The sequence below is a fragment of the Streptomyces sp. NPDC053079 genome, assembly GCF_044546695.1.
GTDB lineage: Bacteria > Actinomycetota > Actinomycetes > Streptomycetales > Streptomycetaceae > Streptomyces.
In genome coordinates, this window is record NZ_JBITZJ010000005.1 from 189,862 (window position 1) to 206,821 (window position 16,960).

Genomic DNA, 16,960 nt, shown 5'->3' on the forward strand with positions numbered 1-16,960 from the left:
TCACATCCGGAAGACGCCGTAGCCGGGCGCCGTGCGGTCCCTTTGGGGCAGCGGCGCGTTGGCGCACGCGGTCAGGGCCAGACCCAGCACCTGCCGGGTCTCCAGGGGGTCGATGACGCCGTCGTCCCACAGCCGCGCGGTCGCGTAATAGGCGTTGCCCTGGGTTTCGTACTGCTCGCGGATGGGGGCCCGGAAGGCGTCCTCGTCCTGCGCGCTCCACTGTTCGCCGCGCGCCTCGAGCTGGTCGCGCTTGACGGTGGCCAGGACCGAGGCCGCCTGCTCGCCGCCCATCACCGAGATCTTCGCGTTGGGCCACATCCACAAAAAGCGCGGTGAATAGGCGCGGCCGCACATGGAGTAGTTGCCCGCGCCGTACGAACCGCCGACGACGACCGTGAGCTTGGGGACCCGGGTGCAGGCGACGGCCGTGACCATCTTGGCGCCGTGCTTGGCGATGCCGCCCGCCTCGTACTGCCGGCCGACCATGAAGCCGGAGATGTTCTGCAGGAAGAGCAGCGGTATGCCGCGCTGGTCGCACAGCTCGATGAAGTGGGCGCCCTTCTGGGCGGATTCGGAGAAGAGGATGCCGTTGTTGGCGACGATGCCCACGGGGTGGCCGTGGATGCGCGCGAAGCCGGTCACCAGCGTCTGCCCGAACTCGGCCTTGAACTCGGCGAAGCGCGAGCCGTCGACGATCCGGGCGATGACCTCGCGCACGTCGTACGGGGTCCGTGAGTCGACCGGCACCGCGCCGTAGAGCCCCGCGGGGTCGGCCTTGGGCTCCTCCACCGGCTCCACGGACCAGGGCAGGGGGCCGCGCCCGGGGAGCGTGGAGACGATGGTCCGCACGATCCGCAGGGCGTGGGCGTCGTCCTCGGCGAGGTGGTCGGTGACGCCCGAGACACGGGAGTGGACCTCGCCGCCGCCCAGCTCCTCGGCCGTGACGACCTCGCCCGTGGCGGCCTTCACCAGCGGCGGGCCGCCCAGGAAGATCGTGCCCTGGCCGCGCACGATCACGGCCTCGTCGCTCATCGCTGGCACATAGGCGCCGCCGGCGGTGCAGGACCCGAGCACGGCGGCGATCTGCGGGATGCCGGCGCCGGACATCCGGGCCTGGTTGTAGAAGATCCGGCCGAAGTGCTCGCGGTCGGGGAAGACCTCGTCCTGCATGGGCAGGAAGGCGCCGCCGGAGTCGACGAGATACAGGCACGGGAGCCGGTTCTCCAGCGCGATCTCCTGGGCGCGCAGATGCTTCTTGACCGTCATCGGGTAGTACGTGCCGCCCTTGACCGTGGCGTCGTTGGCGACGATCAGCGTCTCGCGGCCGGAGACCCGGCCGATGCCGGCGATCACGCCCGCGGCCGGCGCCGCCCCGCCGTACATCCCGTCGGCGGCCAGCGGCGCGATCTCCAGGAAGGGCGAGCCGGGGTCCAGCAGGGCGTCGACGCGGTCCCGGGGCAGCAGCTTGCCGCGCGCGGTGTGCCGCGCGCGGGGGCCCTCGCCCCCGCCCAGCCGCGCGGCGGCGAGCTTCTCGCGCAGCCGCGCGGCCAGCTCGCGGTGCGCGGCCTCGTTCGCCCGCCAGGCGTCGGACGCCGGATCTGCGGCGCTCCCCAGCACCGGTGCCTGCTGCATGTACTCGAGCTCCCTTGCTCGGTTAATGAGCGTTAACACTTTCCTTCAGGTTAACGACCACTAACGCGGCTGTCTAGAATTACCTTCGTGAAAGACGCAGCGACCCGGCCCCCCACCGCTCCCGCCCCCACCCGCCGCGAGCAGATCCTCCAGGAGGCCGCCCGGCTCTTCGCCGAGCGCGGTTTCCACGGCGTCGGCGTGGACGAGATAGGGGCCGCGGTCGGCATCAGCGGTCCCGGCCTCTACCGCCACTTCGCGGGCAAGGACGCGATGCTCGCGGAGCTGCTGGTCGGCATCAGCGGACGGCTCTTCGCCGGCGGCCGCAAGCGGGTCGCCGAGGCGTCCGAGGCGGGCGCGGGGCCGGCCGTCGTGCTCGACTCGCTCATCGACGGGCACATCGACTTCGCCCTCGACGACCGCGCGCTCATCACCCTGCACGACCGCGAGCTCGGCCAGCTCCGCGACAGCGACCGCAAGCTGGTGCGCTCCCTGCAGCGCCAGTACGTGGAGCTGTGGGTCGACGTGGTCCGCAAGCTCCACCCCGGAGCCGCGGAGGCCGAGGCCCGCACCGCCGTCCACGCCGTCTTCGGACTGCTCAACTCCACCCCGCACCTCGGCCGCCCCGGCGCGCTCCCCAGCAGGGCCGCCACCGCCGCCCTGCTGCGCCGCCTCGCCCTGGGGGCGCTGGGCGCCCTGTCGGACTGAGGGCGCCCGCCCGGCGCCCGCCCGGGTCGGGCGGGCGCGCCCGCGGACCGTCGTGATCACGCCAACGGGATCTGGACAGCCTCGATGACCGGCCGGTAACTTCGCTGAGCAAGCGCTTACACAGCCGGGAGGGGACGCCATGCGCCGCACCGTCTTCAGCGAGGATCACGAGGCTTTCCGGGAGACCGTCCGCGACTTCATCGCCGCCGAGGTCGTGCCGCACTACGACGCCTGGCGCGAGGCGGGCTCCGCACCGCGCGACTTCTACAAGAAACTCGGCGAGCTCGGCGTCTTCGGCATCGAGGTGCCCGAGGAGTACGGCGGCGCCGGCCGGCGCACCTTCAAGTTCCAGGCCGTCATCACCGAGGAATGCGCCCGCGCCGGCGTCAGCTTCGGCGGCAGCAGCGTCCACACCGCGCTCTGCCTGCCCTACCTCCTGAAGTACGCGAACGACGAGCAGAAGCGACGCTGGCTGCCCCCCTTCGTCACCGGCGACATGATGACCGCCATCGCCATGACCGAGCCCGGCACCGGCTCCGACCTGGCAGGCATGAAGACCACCGCCCAGCTCTCCGAGGACGGCACGCACTACGTCCTCAACGGCGCCAAGACCTTCATCACCGGCGGCGTCCAGGCCGACAGGGTGCTCGTCTGCGCCCGTACCGACCCGCCCACCCGTCGCCCGACCACCACCCCTGATGGTCTGCGCTCCGCGCAGGCCGCCTCTCGCGAGGACCGCCGCGGCGGCATCTCCATCCTCGTCGTCGACACCGCCTCCGAGGGCTTCGCCGTCGGCCGCAAGCTGGAGAAGCTCGGCCTGACGGCCTCCGACACCGCCGAGCTCTCCTTCACCGACGTCAAGGTGCCCGCCGGGGACCTGCTGGGCGAAGAAGGCAAGGCGTTCGGGTACCTCACCCACAACCTGCCGCAGGAACGCCTCGGCATCGCCGTGAGCGCTTACGCGCAGTCCGCCGCCGCCCTCCGGTTCGCCACCCGGTACGTGCGGGACCGCACGGTCTTCGGGCAGAGCGTGGCCTCGTTCCAGAACACCAAGTTCGTCCTGGCCGACTGCCGGTCGGAGGTCGACGCGATGCAGGCCGTCGTGGACCGCGCCCTGGACGCGCTCGACGCGGGCGAGCTGACCGCGGCCGACGCCGCCTCCGCGAAGCTGTTCACCACCGAGCGCGCGGCCGTCGTCATCGACAAGTGTCTCCAACTGCACGGCGGCTACGGCTACATGATGGAGTACCCCATCGCCCGCCTGTACGCCGACGTCCGTGTCACCCGCATCTACGGCGGTACGAGCGAGGTCATGCGCTCGATCATCGCCAAGTCGATGGGGCTGTGATCCGCCGCCCCACCCGCACGCCCCACCATCTGTAAGGACCACCGGCCAATGAGCGAGCCTCTTACCCCCCTGGACGACCTCCTCGGTCTGCTCGACCTCGAACGCATCGAGAAGGACATCTTCCGCGGCACCACCGGCCGGCCCGTGCTCGTGCCGCGGGTCTTCGGCGGGCAGGTGGCCGCTCAGGCACTGGTCGCCGCGGGACGCACCGTCCCCGACGACCGCCCCGCCCACTCCCTGCACTCCTACTTCCTGCGTCCCGGCGACCCCCGGGTGCCCATCGTCTACACCGTCGACCGCATCCGCGACGGCCGCTCCTTCACCACCCGGCGCGTGGTCGCCGTCCAGCACGGCCAGCCGATCTTCCACCTCTCCGCGTCCTTCCAGGCGTACGAGGAGGGGCTGGAGCACCAGGAGCCCATGCCGGCCGCGCCGGACCCGCTCAGCCTCCCCGCCCCGGCCGAGATGCTCGCCCAGCACGCCGAACTGCTCGGCGGCCCGGACGTCGTCGAGCGGATCCTGGAGGCCCGAGGCGCGGTCGACCTGCGGTACGTGGACGCACCGCCGTTCGCCAGCATCGGCGAGCCGCGCGAGCCCACTTCGCAGGTTTGGTTCCGCACGAACGGCAAACTGGCGGACGACCCGCTGCTGCACATCTGCCTGGCCACCTACGTCTCCGACATGACGCTCCTGGACTCCGTCCTGCTCGCCCACGGGCGCGGCGGCTGGGCCGTCGGCGACGTCGTCGGGGCGAGCCTGGACCACGCCATGTGGTTCCACCGCCCCTTCCGGGCCGACGAATGGCTGCTCTACGACCAGGAGAGCCCCACGGCCCAGGGCGGCCGGGGGCTCGCCAGGGGACGGATCTTCACCGCGGACGGGAGGCTGGCGGTTTCGGTCATTCAGGAGGGAGTTGTGCGCGTTCCACGGGACTGAGGGGGCGTGCGGTTACGCTCTTGAGCGACCGTCAGAAGACGTAGGGGGAGGAACGGGATGACGCGCGCGTCCGCGCCCATGGGGATGGCGTTCAGAGCGCTGCTGGTCGGCGGCGGGGTGGTACTGATCGTTCTGGGTATCGCCGCGCTGTTCTTCGCGCACAACAAGGTCGTCGACCTGACCGGGACGACGTGGTTGGCCGCCCGGCTGGGGCTGCGGGCCGTCGAGGCCGCCCTGGTCTGGGCGGGGACGTGGTGCTGCGTGCGGGGATGGAACGGCCGCCCGCAGACGGAGACTTCCCTCCCCTAGCCCGCCCTCTCACCGTCTCTTGTCCTCAATCGCCGGACGGGCTGTCCTTGCGGCCCGCCCGGCGTCCGAGGGCCGGTTACAGCAGGCCCGCCGCCTCCAGCAGGTACGCCGTCATCGGCTCGTAGAAGCGCGGGTCCAGGACGTGGTCGTCCAGCGGCACCGCCACCTGCAGGGTGCCCTCCGCCTCGCCGAGGAAGAGCGCCGGGTCGTTGGAGTCGGCGTAGCCCACCGCGTCGATGCCGCGCTGCGCCGCACAGCCGGCCCAGCCGTGGTCGGCCACCACCAGGTCCGGCAGCGGCCGGCCCTCGCGCTGCAGGCCGTCGAGGATCGCCGCCATCGGCGCGGGGGAGTGGGTGTGCCACAGCGTCGCGCCGCGCTCGTACACCGCGACGTCGGCGACCTGGTACACCGAGCCGTCGTCCGCCCGCAGCCCGCTGGGGATCGAGACGATCTCGCACCCCGCCGCCCGCAGCGCGGCCGCCGTCGTGCGGTGCACGTCCAGCAGGCCGCCCGGGTGACCGGTGGCGAACAGCACCCGCTGCCCGCCCTCCGCCGCCTTGCGCAGGAACGCGGCCATCCGCTCCAGGCCGGCCACCGTCAGCTCCGGGTCGATCGTGTCCTGGCCCGCGCGGTGCTCGAGGTCGTCGCTGACGCCGCAGCGCTCCGCCATGACGGCCAGGACGTCCTGGGTGTCGGTCCAGCGGTCGCCGAGTTCCAGGCCCAGCCAGTACAGCCGGTCGCCCTGCGCGAGCCTGCGGTAGTGGTCGAGGTTGTTCTCGCGGGGAGTGGCGACGAGGCCCGCGATACGCGTACGGACGAGGTGGTCGATCAGTTCGGTACGGCTGGGTGGTATCGGCATGGGCTCATTCTCCCCCTGGAGTGCGCGATGGACGCCATGTCCATATGGCGAAGCCGGACCCTTCAGTTCCGTACATGTGCGGAATCCGCCTCCCTGCCTACCCTCGGGTACGTCCATCGCCGCTGCTCCGACGTTGACGTGAACGTGACCCGTCGGCGCCCCGTCCGTGATCCGAGAGGCCTTCAGCATGAGCACCCCCGCCCCCCGTGAACCGCGCGGCCCCGTCGACTCCTCCCGCATTCCCCGCTACGCGGGCCCCGCGACCTTCGCCCGGCTGCCCCGCCTCGACGAGGTCGGCACCACCGACGTCGCCGTCGTCGGCGTGCCCTTCGACACCGGCGTCTCGTACCGCCCCGGCGCCCGCTTCGGCGGCAACGCCATCCGTGAGGCCTCGCGCCTGCTGCGCCCGTACAACCCGGCCCAGGACGCGTCGCCCTTCGCCCTGGCGCAGGTCGCGGACGCCGGTGACATCGCCGCGAACCCGTTCAACATCGACGAGGCCGTCGAGACCATCGAGGCCGCGGCCGACGACCTCCTCGGCACCGGCGCCCGCATGATGACCCTCGGCGGCGACCACACCATCGCCCTGCCGCTGCTGCGCTCGGTGGCCAAGAAGCACGGCCCCGTCGCCCTGCTGCACTTCGACGCGCACCTGGACACCTGGGACACCTACTTCGGCGCCGAGTACACCCACGGCACGCCGTTCCGCCGGGCCGTCGAGGAGGGCATCCTCGACACCGAGGCGCTCTCCCATGTCGGCACGCGCGGCCCGCTGTACGGCAAGAAGGACCTCACCGACGACGAGAAGATGGGCTTCGGCATCGTCACCTCCGCCGACGTCATGCGACGTGGCGTCGACGAGATCGCCGACCAGCTGCGCCAGCGCGTCGGCGACCGCCCGCTGTACATCTCCATCGACATCGACGTCCTGGACCCGGCCCACGCGCCCGGCACCGGCACGCCGGAGGCGGGCGGTCTGACCTCCCGCGAGCTGCTGGAGATCATCCGCGGCCTGTCCTCCTGCAACCTGGTCTCCGCGGACCTGGTCGAGGTCGCCCCGGCCTACGACCACGCCGAGATCACGTCCGTGGCGGCCTCGCACGCCGCGTACGAGCTGACGACGATCATGTCGCGGCAGATCGCCGCCTCCCGCGGCTGACCGATCCCGCGTCCTCAATCGCCGGACGGGCTGAAATGAAGCCCGTCCGGCGTAAAGACCGCGTAAGGCGAGACGCCCCCGGCGACAAGGGCCCGTAAGGACGCGATCACGGTTCGTGTCCGAGCCGGTTGGCTGAGCGGGTGCTCTATCGTGCCCCGCAACGCCGCACCCGCCACAGCCACCGCCGGGTCGCAGGCGGCCTCGTCGACCCCAAGCAGCTGATCGCCTCCTTCCCGGAGGCGGTCCGCAAGCTGCACCCGAGGGTGATGGTCAAGCACCCGGTGCTGTTCGTCGTGGAGAGCGGTGCCGTCCTCACCACGCTCTCCGCGCTCCTGGACCCGTCCGTCTTCACCTGGCTCATCAGCGTCTGGCTCTGGCTGACCGTCGTCTTCGCCAACCTCGCCGAGGCCGTCGCCGAAGGCCGCGGCAAGGCCCAGGCCGAGACGCTGCGCCGCACGCGCAGCACGACCGTCGCGCGCCGGCTGCGCACCTGGCGGGTGAGCATGGACCGCCGGGACTGGGCGGAGGAGCACGTTCCGGCGGGTGACCTGCGGCCGTACGACTTCGTGGTGGTCGAGGCGGGCGGGATCGTCCCCGGCGACGGCGAGGTCGTCGACGGCATCGCGTCGATCGACGAGTCGGCGATCACCGGCGAGTCCGCGCCCGTCATCCGCGAGCCCGGCGGCGACCGCTCGGGCGTCACGGGCGGCACCACCGTGCTCTCCGACCGGATCGTGGTCCGGATCACCTCGCGGCCCGGCAACACCTTCCTCGACCGCATGATCGCCCTGGTCGAGGGCACCAGCCGGCAGAAGACGCCCAACGAGCTGGCCCTCAACATCCTGCTGGCCTCGCTGACGGTGATCTTCATCCTGGCCGTGGTCTCGCTCCAGCCCATGGCCGCCTGGGCGGGCGCCCCGCAGACCATCACGGTGCTGGTCGCCCTGCTGGTCACCCTCATCCCGACCACCATCGGCGCCCTGCTCTCCGCCATCGGCATCGCCGGCATGGACCGCCTGGTGCAGCGCAACGTCCTCGCCCTGTCCGGCCGTGCCGTCGAGGCCGCCGGGGACGTCAACACGCTCCTTCTCGACAAGACCGGCACCATCACCCTCGGCAACCGCCAGGCAGCCTCCTTCGTGCCCGTCCAGGGCGTCTCGGCCGAGCTCCTGGCCGACGCCGCCCAGCTGTCGTCGCTGGCGGACGAGACGCCCGAGGGCCGCTCCATCGTCGCCCTCGCCGGGCAGCAGTACGGCATCGAACGCGCCGAGGGCGAGCTCTCCCACGGCCGCTTCGTGCCCTTCACGGCGGAGACGCGGATGAGCGGCGTCGACTTCGCCTTCGAGGGCGACTTCTGCCGCATCCGCAAGGGCGCGGCGAGCGCGGTCACCCACTGGGTCGCCCGGCGCGGCGGCCACGTCCCCGCCGAGGCCGGCTGGATCGCCGACTCCATCGCGGCGGGCGGCGGCACCCCGCTGCTGGTCGCCCTCGAGGACGCCGACGGCCCCCGGGTGCTGGGCGCGGTCCACCTCAAGGACGTCGTCAAGCCCGGCATCGCCCAGCGCTTCGCCGAGCTGCGGGCCATGGGCATCAAGACCGTCATGGTCACCGGCGACAACCCGCTCACCGCCAAGGCCATAGCCGCCGAGGCCGGGGTCGACGACTATCTGGCCGAGGCCACGCCCGAGCAGAAGCTGGCCCGCATCAAGGAGGAACAGGCCGGCGGCAACCTCGTCGCCATGACCGGCGACGGCACCAACGACGCCCCCGCCCTCGCCCAGGCCGACGTCGGCGTCGCCATGAACACCGGCACCTCGGCCGCCAAGGAGGCCGGGAACATGGTCGACCTCGACTCCGACCCCACCAAGCTCATCGAGATCGTCGAGGTGGGCAAGCAGCTGCTCATCACCCGCGGCGCCCTGACCACCTTCTCCATCTGCAACGACGTCGCCAAGTACTTCGCCATCGTGCCCGCCATGTTCGGCGGCGTCGCCGGCTACGAGGGCCTGGAGAAGCTCAACGTCATGGGCCTGCACAGCTCGACCTCGGCCATCGCCTCCGCGATCATCTTCAACGCGCTCGTCATTGTCGCCCTGATCCCGCTGGCCCTGCGCGGCGTCCGCTACGCCCCCTCCTCCGCACACGCGCTGCTGCGCCGCAACCTGAGCCTGTACGGGCTGGGCGGCCTCGTCGCCCCCTTCATCGGCATCAAGATCATCGACCTGCTGATCCAGTACGTACCGGGCATGTGACACCGGTCCTGCACCGATTCGACACGCCCTCCGACGCCTGTCCGACCAGGACGTTCCGTAACGGCGGGATGAAATCCGCAGCCCGCGGCGTTGGGGCCTTCCGTCAGAACAGGGGAGCGGGGCAGCGGGAGGTCTCGGGTGGCGGCGACGGAAACAACCGGTCAGGGGTGGGCCAGGAGGCTCACGTCGTACTGCTGGCGGTACCGCGGCACGGTACTGCTCGCGCTGGGATCCTCCCTCGCCGGCATGGCCGTCCTGGCGCTCGTCCCCCTCATACCCAAGCTGATCATCGACGACGTCATAGGCTCCCGCCAGCGTCCCCTCGCCCCCTGGGCCACCCTCCTGGTCGTCGCCGCGGTCGTGGTCTACGCGCTGACCTACGTCCGGCGCTACTACGGCGGCCGGCTCGCGCTCGACGTCCAGCACGACCTGCGCACCGAGATGTACGCCTCGATCGCCCGCCTCGACGGCAAGCGGCAGGACGAGCTCTCCACCGGACAGGTCGTCGGCCGGGCGACCAGCGACCTCCAGCTGATCCAGAGCCTGCTGTTCATGCTGCCGATGATGATCGGCAACATCCTCCTCTTCGTCATCTCGCTCATCGTGATGGCGGTCCTCTCACCGCTGCTCACCGTCGTCGCGCTCGCCGTCGCCCCGGCGATCTGGTTCCTCGCCCAGCGCAGCCGCACCAAGGTCTTCCCCGCCACCTGGTACGCCCAGGGCCAGGCCGCCGCCGTCGCGGGCGTCGTGGACGGCGCCGTCACGGGCGTGCGCGTCGTCAAGGGCTTCGGGCAGGAGGCACAGGAGGCCGGAAAGCTCCGCGAGGTCAGCCGCGGGCTGTTCGCCGGACGGATGCGCACGGTCCGGCTCAACTCCCGCTACACCCCCGCCCTGCAGGCCGTGCCCGCGCTCGGACAGGTCGCCATGCTGGCGCTCGGCGGCTGGATGGCCACGCGCGGCCAGGTCACGCTCGGCACGTTCGTCGCCTTCTCGACCTACCTCGCGCAGCTCGTCGGGCCCGTGCGCATGCTGACCATGGTCCTGACGGTCGGCCAGCAGGCGCGCGCCGGCGTCGAGCGCGTCCTCGAGCTCATCGACACCGAGCCCGTGGTGAAGGAGCGCGACCAGGCGCACGAGCTTCCCGCGGACGCCCCCGCAACGGTCGAGTTCGACGACGTCGGCTTCGGCTACGACCCCGAGCACCCCGTCCTCGAGGGCCTCTCGCTGCGCATCGAGCCCGGCGAGACGGTGGCCGTCGTCGGCGCCTCCGGCAGCGGCAAGTCGACCCTGGCGCTGCTGCTGCCGCGCTTCTACGACGTCACCTCCGGCACGGTGCGCGTCGGCGGCCACGACGTGCGCGAGCTGACGCTCCCCTCGCTGCGCGCGGCCATCGGACTCGTGCCCGAGGACAGCTTCCTGTTCTCCGACAGCGTCCGCGACAACATCGCCTACGGCCTGCCCGACGCGACGGACGAACAGGTCCGGGCGGCGGCCCGGGCCGCACAGGCGGACGGCTTCATCCGCGACCTCCCCGAGGGCTACGACACCAAGGTCGGCGAGCAGGGTCTGACGCTCTCCGGCGGCCAGCGCCAGCGCCTCGCCCTCGCGCGGGCCATCCTGACCGACCCGCGGCTGCTCCTCCTGGACGACGCGACCTCGGCGGTCGACGCCCGCGTGGAGCACGAGATCCACGAGGCGCTGCGGGGCGTCATGGCCGGCCGTACGACGCTGCTGATCGCCCACCGGGCCTCGACGCTGGCGCTGGCCGACCGGATCGCGGTGCTGGACGGCGGCCGGCTCGCCGACCTCGGCACGGCCGAGGAGCTGCAGGGCCGGTGCGCGCTGTACCGGCGGCTGCTCACGGACCCGGAGGAGCTGGCGGGCGTGGCCAAGGACCCCGCCGGCCGGGCGCTCACCCCGGGGCCGCAGCCGGCCCTGGCGGGCGGCTTCGACGGCGAGGCGTCGGCCACGGGCCTGGTGGAGCGGGAGGCGCCCGACCAGGACCTCGTGGCGGCGACCGACCCGCACGCGCCCGTCACGGTGGACCGCACCGTCGTCGACGGCGTCACCCCCGCGCTGTGGGTGCGCAGGGAGAGCTCGGAGGTCCCCGGGCACGGCCACGGCGTCCTCGCCGGGATGCCGGCCACGCCCGAGCTGCTCGCCAAGGTGGACGCCCTGCCGCCCGCCGACGACACCCCGGACGTCGACGAGGAGCGCTCCGCGCGGCCCGAGGAGTCCTACGGCCTGCGGCAGCTGCTGCGCGGGTTCCGGGGGCCGCTGCTCGTCAGCCTGCTGCTCGTGGCCGTCGACGCGGTCGCCGGCCTGCTGCTGCCCGTACTGATCCGGCACGGCATCGACCAGGGCGTCCAGCGCATGGCCCTGGGCGCGGTGTGGGCGGCTTCCGCCCTCGCGCTGCTCGTCGTGCTCGGCCAGTGGGCCGCGCAGTTCGGGGAGATGCGGATGACCGGGCGGACGGGCGAGCGCGTGCTGTACGCGCTGCGCGTGAAGATCTTCGCCCAGCTGCAGCGGCTCGGCCTGGACTACTACGAGCGCGAGCTCACCGGCAAGATCATGACCCGGATGACGACCGACGTCGACGCCATGTCGACGTTCCTGCAGACCGGCCTGGTCACGGCCGTCGTCTCCGTCCTGACGTTCTTCGGCATACTCGTCGCGCTCCTCGTCATCGACGTCGAACTGGCCCTGGTCGTCCTCGTCACGCTGCCGCCGCTCGTCCTGGGCACGTTCTACTTCCGCAGGCAGAGCGTCAAGGCCTACGAACTGGCCCGCGAGCGCGTCGGCGTGGTCAACGCCGACCTGCAGGAGAGCGTCGCCGGCCTGCGCATCGTGCAGGCGTTCCGCCGCGAGGGCGCCGGCGCCCGGCGCTTCGCCGCGCGCAGCGACGCCTACCGGCAGGCGCGGGTGCGCGGCCAGTGGCTGATATCGGTGTACTTCCCGTTCGTCCAGCTGCTCTCGTCCGTCGCCGCGGCTGCCGTGCTGATCGTGGGCGCGGGCCGGGTGAGCGACGGCACGCTGACGGCGGGCGCGCTGGTGGCGTACCTGCTCTACATCGACCTGTTCTTCGCGCCCGTCCAGCAGCTCTCGCAGGTCTTCGACGGCTACCAGCAGGCCACGGTCTCCCTCGGCCGGGTGCAGGACCTGCTGCGCGAGCCGACATCGACGCCGGTGGCCGAGCGGCCGCGTCCGGTCCGCGAGCTGAGCGGTGAGGTCGTCTTCGACGACGTGCGGTTCCACTACGGCTCCGACGGCGAGGAGCCCGCGCTCTCCGGCATCCGGCTGACGATCCCCGCCGGCCAGACCGTCGCCTTCGTCGGCGAGACCGGCGCGGGCAAGTCCACGCTGGTGAAGCTGGTCGCCCGGTTCTACGACCCCACCTCCGGGGCCGTCCTGGTCGACGGCCACGACCTGCGCGAGCTGGACCCGGTCGGCTACCGCCACCGGCTCGGCGTCGTCCCCCAGGAGCCGTACCTCTTCCCCGGCACGGTGCGCGACGCCATCGCCTACGGGCGCGCCGACGCGAGCGACGCGGAGGTCGAGGCGGCGGCCCGGGCGGTGGGCGCGCACGCGATGATCGCCACACTGGACGGCGGCTATCTGCACCCGGTCACCGAGCGCGGCCGCAACCTCTCCGCCGGACAGCGGCAGTTGATCGCCCTGGCCCGCGCCGAGCTCGTCGACCCGGACATCCTGCTGCTGGACGAGGCCACGGCCGCGCTGGACCTGGCCACCGAGGCGCTGGTCAACCAGGCCACCGACCGGCTCGCCGGCAAGCGGACGACGCTGGTGGTGGCGCACCGGCTGACCACGGCGGCCCGCGCCGACCGGGTGGTGGTCCTGGACCACGGCCGCGTGGTGGAGGACGGGACGCACGACGAACTGCTGGCGAGCGACGGGCGGTACGCGCGACTGTGGCGTACTTTCACGGGTGCGACTGTTCCGGCCCGGCAGGTGGGTGCCGTAGGTTGACCAAGGAACGATCTTGGCCGGCTGAGCGGGGGACCCATGCGCAAGCTCACGTACTTCATCTCCACGACCCTCGACGGGTGCATCGCCGGCCCGGACGGTGAGTACGACTTCATGTACCCGGTCCTCGACGAGGACTTCACCGCCGCGCTCGTCGCCAGCCACCCCGACGCCCTGCCCGGCCACGTGCGCCCGCACGTCGGGCTCGGGCCCGACAACCGTGACTTCGACACGGTCGTCATGGGGCGCGGCACGTACGAGCCGGGCCTGAAGGCGGGCTTCGCCAGCCCGTACCCGCACATGAAGCAGTACGTGGTCTCGACGTCCCTCACCGAGAGCCCCGACCCGGCCGTGACCGTCTTCGCCGGTGACCCGGTGGAGCTCGTCCGCGAGCTCAAGGCGCAGGAGGGCAAGGGCATCTACCTGTGCGGCGGCGGGAACCTCGCGGGCCAGCTGCGCGAGGAGATCGACGAGCTGGTGCTGAAGATCTACCCGTTCGTCGCCGGGGACGGCATCCGGCTGTTCTCCGGAGACTTCTCCCCCGAGCGGTACGAGCTGAAGGACTCGCGCACCTTCAAGAACGGCGCCATCGTGGCCCGGTACACCAAGATCACAACCGTCTGACTCTGGCGTGGCGGATGGTGCCCCGGGTAGGTTCGCGGCGACCTTTGCGAACCCAGGGGAGGGCGCATGCGCAAGGCTCTCAGAGCACTGCTGGCACTGACGATGTCCATCGGGACGGTCGGTGCCGGCAGCGCGGCGGCAGGTGCGGCCACGACCACCGACACCGTGCCGGACATCAAGCAACGCATCCTGAGCATTCCGGGGATGAGTTTCGTCGAGGAGAAGCCCTATGAGGGCTACCGCTACCTCGTGCTGAACTACCAGCAGCCCGTCGACCACAAGAACCCGGCCAAGGGCACCTTCCAGCAGCGCTTCACGCTGCTGCACAAGGCCACGGACCGGCCCACCGTCTTCTACACCTCCGGCTACAACGTCTCCACCAACCCGTCCCGCAGCGAGCCGGCCCGGATCGTCGACGGCAACCAGGTGTCGATGGAGTACCGCTTCTTCACTCCGTCCCGCCCGAAGCCGGCCGACTGGTCCAAGCTCGACATATGGCAGGCGGCCAGCGACCAGCACCGCCTCTACCAGGCCCTCAAGCCGGTCTACGGCAAGAACTGGCTGGCCACCGGCGGCAGCAAGGGCGGCATGACCGCCACCTACTTCCGCCGCTTCTACCCGAACGACATGAACGGCACCGTGGCCTACGTCGCGCCCAACGACGTGGTCAACAACGAGGACTCGGCCTACGACCGGTTCTTCGCGGGCGTCGGCGACAAGGCCTGCCGCACCCAGCTGGAGTCGGTGCAGCGCGAGGCGCTCGTACGCCGCGACGAGATCGTCGGCCGCTACCAGAAGTGGGCCGACGCCAACGGCAAGACCTTCAAGGTCGTCGGCAGCGCCGACAAGGCCTACGAGAACGTCGTCCTCGACCTCATGTGGGCGTTCTGGCAGTACCACCTGCAGAGCGACTGCAAGACCGTCCCGGCGACGAAGGCGTCCACGGACGACCTCTACAAGTTCGTCGACGAGATCTCCGGCTTCGACGCCTACACCGACCAGGGCCTGGAGCAGTTCACGCCGTACTACTACCAGGCGGGCACCGAGCTCGGCGCCCCGACCTTCAAGTCCCCGCACCTGAAGGGCCTGCTGCGCTACCCGGGCATCTACCAGCCGCGCAACTACGTGCCGCGCGACATATCGATGACCTTCCGCAACAACGCGATGGCGGACGTCGACCGCTGGGTGCGCGAGGACAGCAAGCGGATGCTGTTCGTCTACGGACAGAACGACCCGTGGAGTGCCGAACCGTTCCGCCTCGGCAAGAACGCCGAGGCCCGGCACGACTACCGGTTCTACGCGCCGGGCGGCAACCACGGCACCAAGATCGCCGATCTGGTGGCCGACGAGCGGGCCAAGGCCACGGCCGAAGTCCTGCGCTGGGCCGGCGTCGCACCCGCGACCGTGCAGAAGGACGACCGGCACGCCAAGCCGCTGGCGCCCTACGACGCGAAGCTCGACCGCTCCGTGGAGCAGAAGTCCATGCTGCGTCCGTAGGCCGCCCGCCACGCCTTCGGGCCGTACGCCTTTCAGGACAGGCGGCGGGCGCACCCCACCGGTGCCCCGCCGCCCACCTGTACGTACAGGTCCGTATCCGGCGGGCAGTCGTCGCGGGTGCGGACCGCCTCCTCCACGCGGAACTCCGGGGCCCGGGCCGCCGGACCCTCGCAGGCGGTCTCCTTCACCACCCCGTGCCGCTCGGTGTACACGCAGTCGCCCACCACCGTCAGCGGGCCGCCGCCCCGGCCGGGGTCGCCCGGGTGCGGGGCGCGCAGATTGCGCATGCAGGCGTAGCCCTCCGGGGCGCTCTCCGACTCCGACGTACCGGTGTTGACCGCCGTGATGTGCAGGACGAAGTCCGTGGTCTCCGGGCAGCGCGGGCCCCCGGCCCGCGGGCCGTAATAGCGGGCGAGGACCGTCGCGGTGGCCTGCTCGCTCGCGCAGTCCACCTCCCCGAAGGCCGGCCGGCCCCGGCCGGCGCACGAGCCCCGGCCCAGGAACGTCGCACCGCCCCCCGGAGCGGACGGGGACAGGGCCGCCCCCTCGCCCTGGCTGACGCTCTCCGCCCCTGTGCGGCCCGGGGCATGGCAGCCGGTGAGCACGCACGACCCGTACAGGACCGCCAGCGCGAACAGCGCCTCCGGCAGCGCGCTATGGCGCATCTTCTCCCCCAACCGCCGTACGAGCGTCCACAGTTACCCGACGGCCACCAGCGCACGCCAGGCGTGCGGGAGGGTTCGCGGAGGGTGACCGCACGCCCCTGGCCTGCCGTCCTCCCGCCGACCCGGCGGTCCGCCGCCGGCGCAGCGGGAGGGGTGCGCACCGGCGGCGGCGGGCTGCCGGCCGCAGGCGGCGGAGAGGGGTGGCCGGCCCCGCGGTCAGCGAACGGAGCCGGTACCGCTCTGCGGAATCCCAGCGGCAGCACGCCTGTGTGACGGGCCGCGCGCCGGAGCGGTTCCGCGGTGGCCGGCCTAACCCGTGGCGCCGCGGGCCTTGCCGAAGCCGCGCGCCCTGCCGAACCGCACCGGCGAGCGCAGGGTCAGCAGCTTCGCGCGGGGGGCGAGCCGGCGGACCATCGCGAACACCGACTCCGTGCGGGAGCGGTCGGCGTCCAGCACGGTGAAGAGGTTGACGCCCAGATAGAAGGTGACCGCGGCGTTGGCCAGGTCGCGCGGGGGCGTGAGCCGGGCGAGCGGCGTGCCGCCGATGACCCGCTCCAGGGTCTCCTCCATGAACGCCAGCCACGGTTCCACCCGGCTGCGGATCTCCTCGCGCAGCTCGGGCTTGGCGACCGCGGCGGCGACGAGCTCGGACAGGAGCGTGATGTGGCCGCCCTCGAGGTCGTCGCGGTAGATGCGGGTGGCGCGCTCGGCGAGCTCCTCCAGCGTCCTCGCGTCCGCGACGGTGGCGGTGTGCCGCTCCATCCGCTCGGCGGACGAGCGGTCGAGCGCCGCGAGCAGCAGCGGGTCGACGCCCCCGAAGTGGTAGAAGATCAACGCCGAGTTGACGTCGGCCTCCTTGGCGATCGTCCGTGCGCTCGCCTTGCCGTACCCCTGCGTACGCAGGACTGTGCCCGCCGCGGTGATCAGCCGTTCCTTGGTCTCCACCGACATGTGCCGCCCTCTCGAAGAGGGTTCATCATACGGTTTAAG

General features: G+C 71.9%; 13 protein-coding genes. 9 read left to right on the forward strand and 4 right to left on the reverse strand.

Annotated features, from left to right (window positions below):
- Positions 1-1,632: a carboxyl transferase domain-containing protein gene (locus tag ACIGXW_RS19885; protein WP_071965805.1), complete on the reverse strand. Its 1,632-nt coding sequence runs from the start codon at positions 1,630-1,632 to the stop codon at positions 1-3.
- A gap of 87 nt (positions 1,633-1,719) precedes the next feature.
- Here ACIGXW_RS19885 and ACIGXW_RS19890 point away from each other — a divergent pair, with 87 nt between their 5' ends.
- From ACIGXW_RS19890 to ACIGXW_RS19905, 4 genes are all read left to right on the forward strand, one after another.
- Positions 1,720-2,337 carry a TetR/AcrR family transcriptional regulator gene (locus tag ACIGXW_RS19890; protein ID WP_071965806.1) on the forward strand — a complete coding sequence of 206 codons (618 nt, stop codon included), beginning with the start codon at positions 1,720-1,722 and terminating at the stop codon, positions 2,335-2,337.
- Positions 2,338-2,476: 139 nt separating this feature from the next.
- Entirely contained in the window at positions 2,477-3,685 is a 1,209-nt protein-coding gene (locus ACIGXW_RS19895) for an acyl-CoA dehydrogenase family protein (RefSeq protein ID WP_399574203.1), read from the forward strand.
- 48 nt (positions 3,686-3,733) lie between these two features.
- Positions 3,734-4,621, forward strand: coding sequence for an acyl-CoA thioesterase II (gene tesB / locus ACIGXW_RS19900; RefSeq protein ID WP_399574204.1), 888 nt, complete (start codon positions 3,734-3,736; stop codon positions 4,619-4,621).
- 57 nt (positions 4,622-4,678) lie between these two features.
- Positions 4,679-4,930 carry a hypothetical protein gene (locus tag ACIGXW_RS19905; protein ID WP_399574205.1) on the forward strand — a complete coding sequence of 84 codons (252 nt, stop codon included), beginning with the start codon at positions 4,679-4,681 and terminating at the stop codon, positions 4,928-4,930.
- 76 nt (positions 4,931-5,006) lie between these two features.
- Here the strand turns inward: ACIGXW_RS19905 and ACIGXW_RS19910 are convergent, their stop codons facing one another.
- A complete protein-coding gene (locus tag ACIGXW_RS19910) occupies positions 5,007-5,789 on the reverse strand; it encodes a phosphatase (RefSeq protein ID WP_399574206.1) in 783 nt (260 codons plus the stop codon).
- Positions 5,790-5,976: 187 nt separating this feature from the next.
- Between ACIGXW_RS19910 and speB the strand changes: the two genes are divergently transcribed.
- The 5 genes from speB to ACIGXW_RS19935 all read left to right on the forward strand — a co-directional run bounded on the left by speB (position 5,977) and on the right by ACIGXW_RS19935 (position 15,305).
- Positions 5,977-6,948, forward strand: a complete 972-nt coding sequence (gene speB, locus ACIGXW_RS19915; protein ID WP_190020641.1) for an agmatinase — start codon at positions 5,977-5,979, stop codon at positions 6,946-6,948.
- Between the two features lie 140 nt (positions 6,949-7,088).
- Complete coding sequence (kdpB, locus tag ACIGXW_RS19920) at positions 7,089-9,200, forward strand: potassium-transporting ATPase subunit KdpB (RefSeq protein ID WP_399574208.1); 2,112 nt, start codon at positions 7,089-7,091, stop codon at positions 9,198-9,200.
- 138 nt (positions 9,201-9,338) lie between these two features.
- The gene (locus ACIGXW_RS19925) at positions 9,339-13,187 is read left to right on the forward strand and encodes an ABC transporter ATP-binding protein (RefSeq protein WP_399574210.1); all 3,849 of its coding nucleotides are present in this window, start codon (positions 9,339-9,341) and stop codon (positions 13,185-13,187) included.
- Positions 13,188-13,223: 36 nt separating this feature from the next.
- Positions 13,224-13,808, forward strand: a complete 585-nt coding sequence (locus ACIGXW_RS19930) for a dihydrofolate reductase family protein (protein ID WP_399574212.1) — start codon at positions 13,224-13,226, stop codon at positions 13,806-13,808.
- 66 nt (positions 13,809-13,874) lie between these two features.
- Positions 13,875-15,305, forward strand: coding sequence for a S28 family serine protease (locus ACIGXW_RS19935; RefSeq protein WP_399574214.1), 1,431 nt, complete (start codon positions 13,875-13,877; stop codon positions 15,303-15,305).
- Positions 15,306-15,337: 32 nt separating this feature from the next.
- Here the strand turns inward: ACIGXW_RS19935 and ACIGXW_RS19940 are convergent, their stop codons facing one another.
- Both ACIGXW_RS19940 and ACIGXW_RS19945 read right to left on the reverse strand, forming a co-directional pair.
- The gene (locus ACIGXW_RS19940; RefSeq protein ID WP_399574216.1) at positions 15,338-15,970 is read right to left on the reverse strand and encodes a hypothetical protein; all 633 of its coding nucleotides are present in this window, start codon (positions 15,968-15,970) and stop codon (positions 15,338-15,340) included.
- Between the two features lie 309 nt (positions 15,971-16,279).
- Entirely contained in the window at positions 16,280-16,921 is a 642-nt protein-coding gene (locus tag ACIGXW_RS19945) for a TetR family transcriptional regulator (RefSeq protein WP_071963542.1), read from the reverse strand.
- Positions 16,922-16,960: the final 39 nt, after the last annotated feature.

Coding starts and splice junctions, on each gene's coding strand:
- ACIGXW_RS19885 (WP_071965805.1), bottom strand. CDS start 1,632: ATGCAGCAGGCACCGGTGCTGGGGAGCGCCGCAGATCCGGCGTCCGAC.
- ACIGXW_RS19895 (WP_399574203.1), top strand. CDS start 2,477: ATGCGCCGCACCGTCTTCAGCGAGGATCACGAGGCTTTCCGGGAGACC.
- tesB (WP_399574204.1), top strand. CDS start 3,734: ATGAGCGAGCCTCTTACCCCCCTGGACGACCTCCTCGGTCTGCTCGAC.
- ACIGXW_RS19905 (WP_399574205.1), top strand. CDS start 4,679: ATGACGCGCGCGTCCGCGCCCATGGGGATGGCGTTCAGAGCGCTGCTG.
- ACIGXW_RS19910 (WP_399574206.1), bottom strand. CDS start 5,789: ATGCCGATACCACCCAGCCGTACCGAACTGATCGACCACCTCGTCCGT.
- speB (WP_190020641.1), top strand. CDS start 5,977: ATGAGCACCCCCGCCCCCCGTGAACCGCGCGGCCCCGTCGACTCCTCC.
- ACIGXW_RS19930 (WP_399574212.1), top strand. CDS start 13,224: ATGCGCAAGCTCACGTACTTCATCTCCACGACCCTCGACGGGTGCATC.
- ACIGXW_RS19935 (WP_399574214.1), top strand. CDS start 13,875: ATGCGCAAGGCTCTCAGAGCACTGCTGGCACTGACGATGTCCATCGGG.
- ACIGXW_RS19940 (WP_399574216.1), bottom strand. CDS start 15,970: ATGCGCCATAGCGCGCTGCCGGAGGCGCTGTTCGCGCTGGCGGTCCTG.
- ACIGXW_RS19945 (WP_071963542.1), bottom strand. CDS start 16,921: ATGTCGGTGGAGACCAAGGAACGGCTGATCACCGCGGCGGGCACAGTC.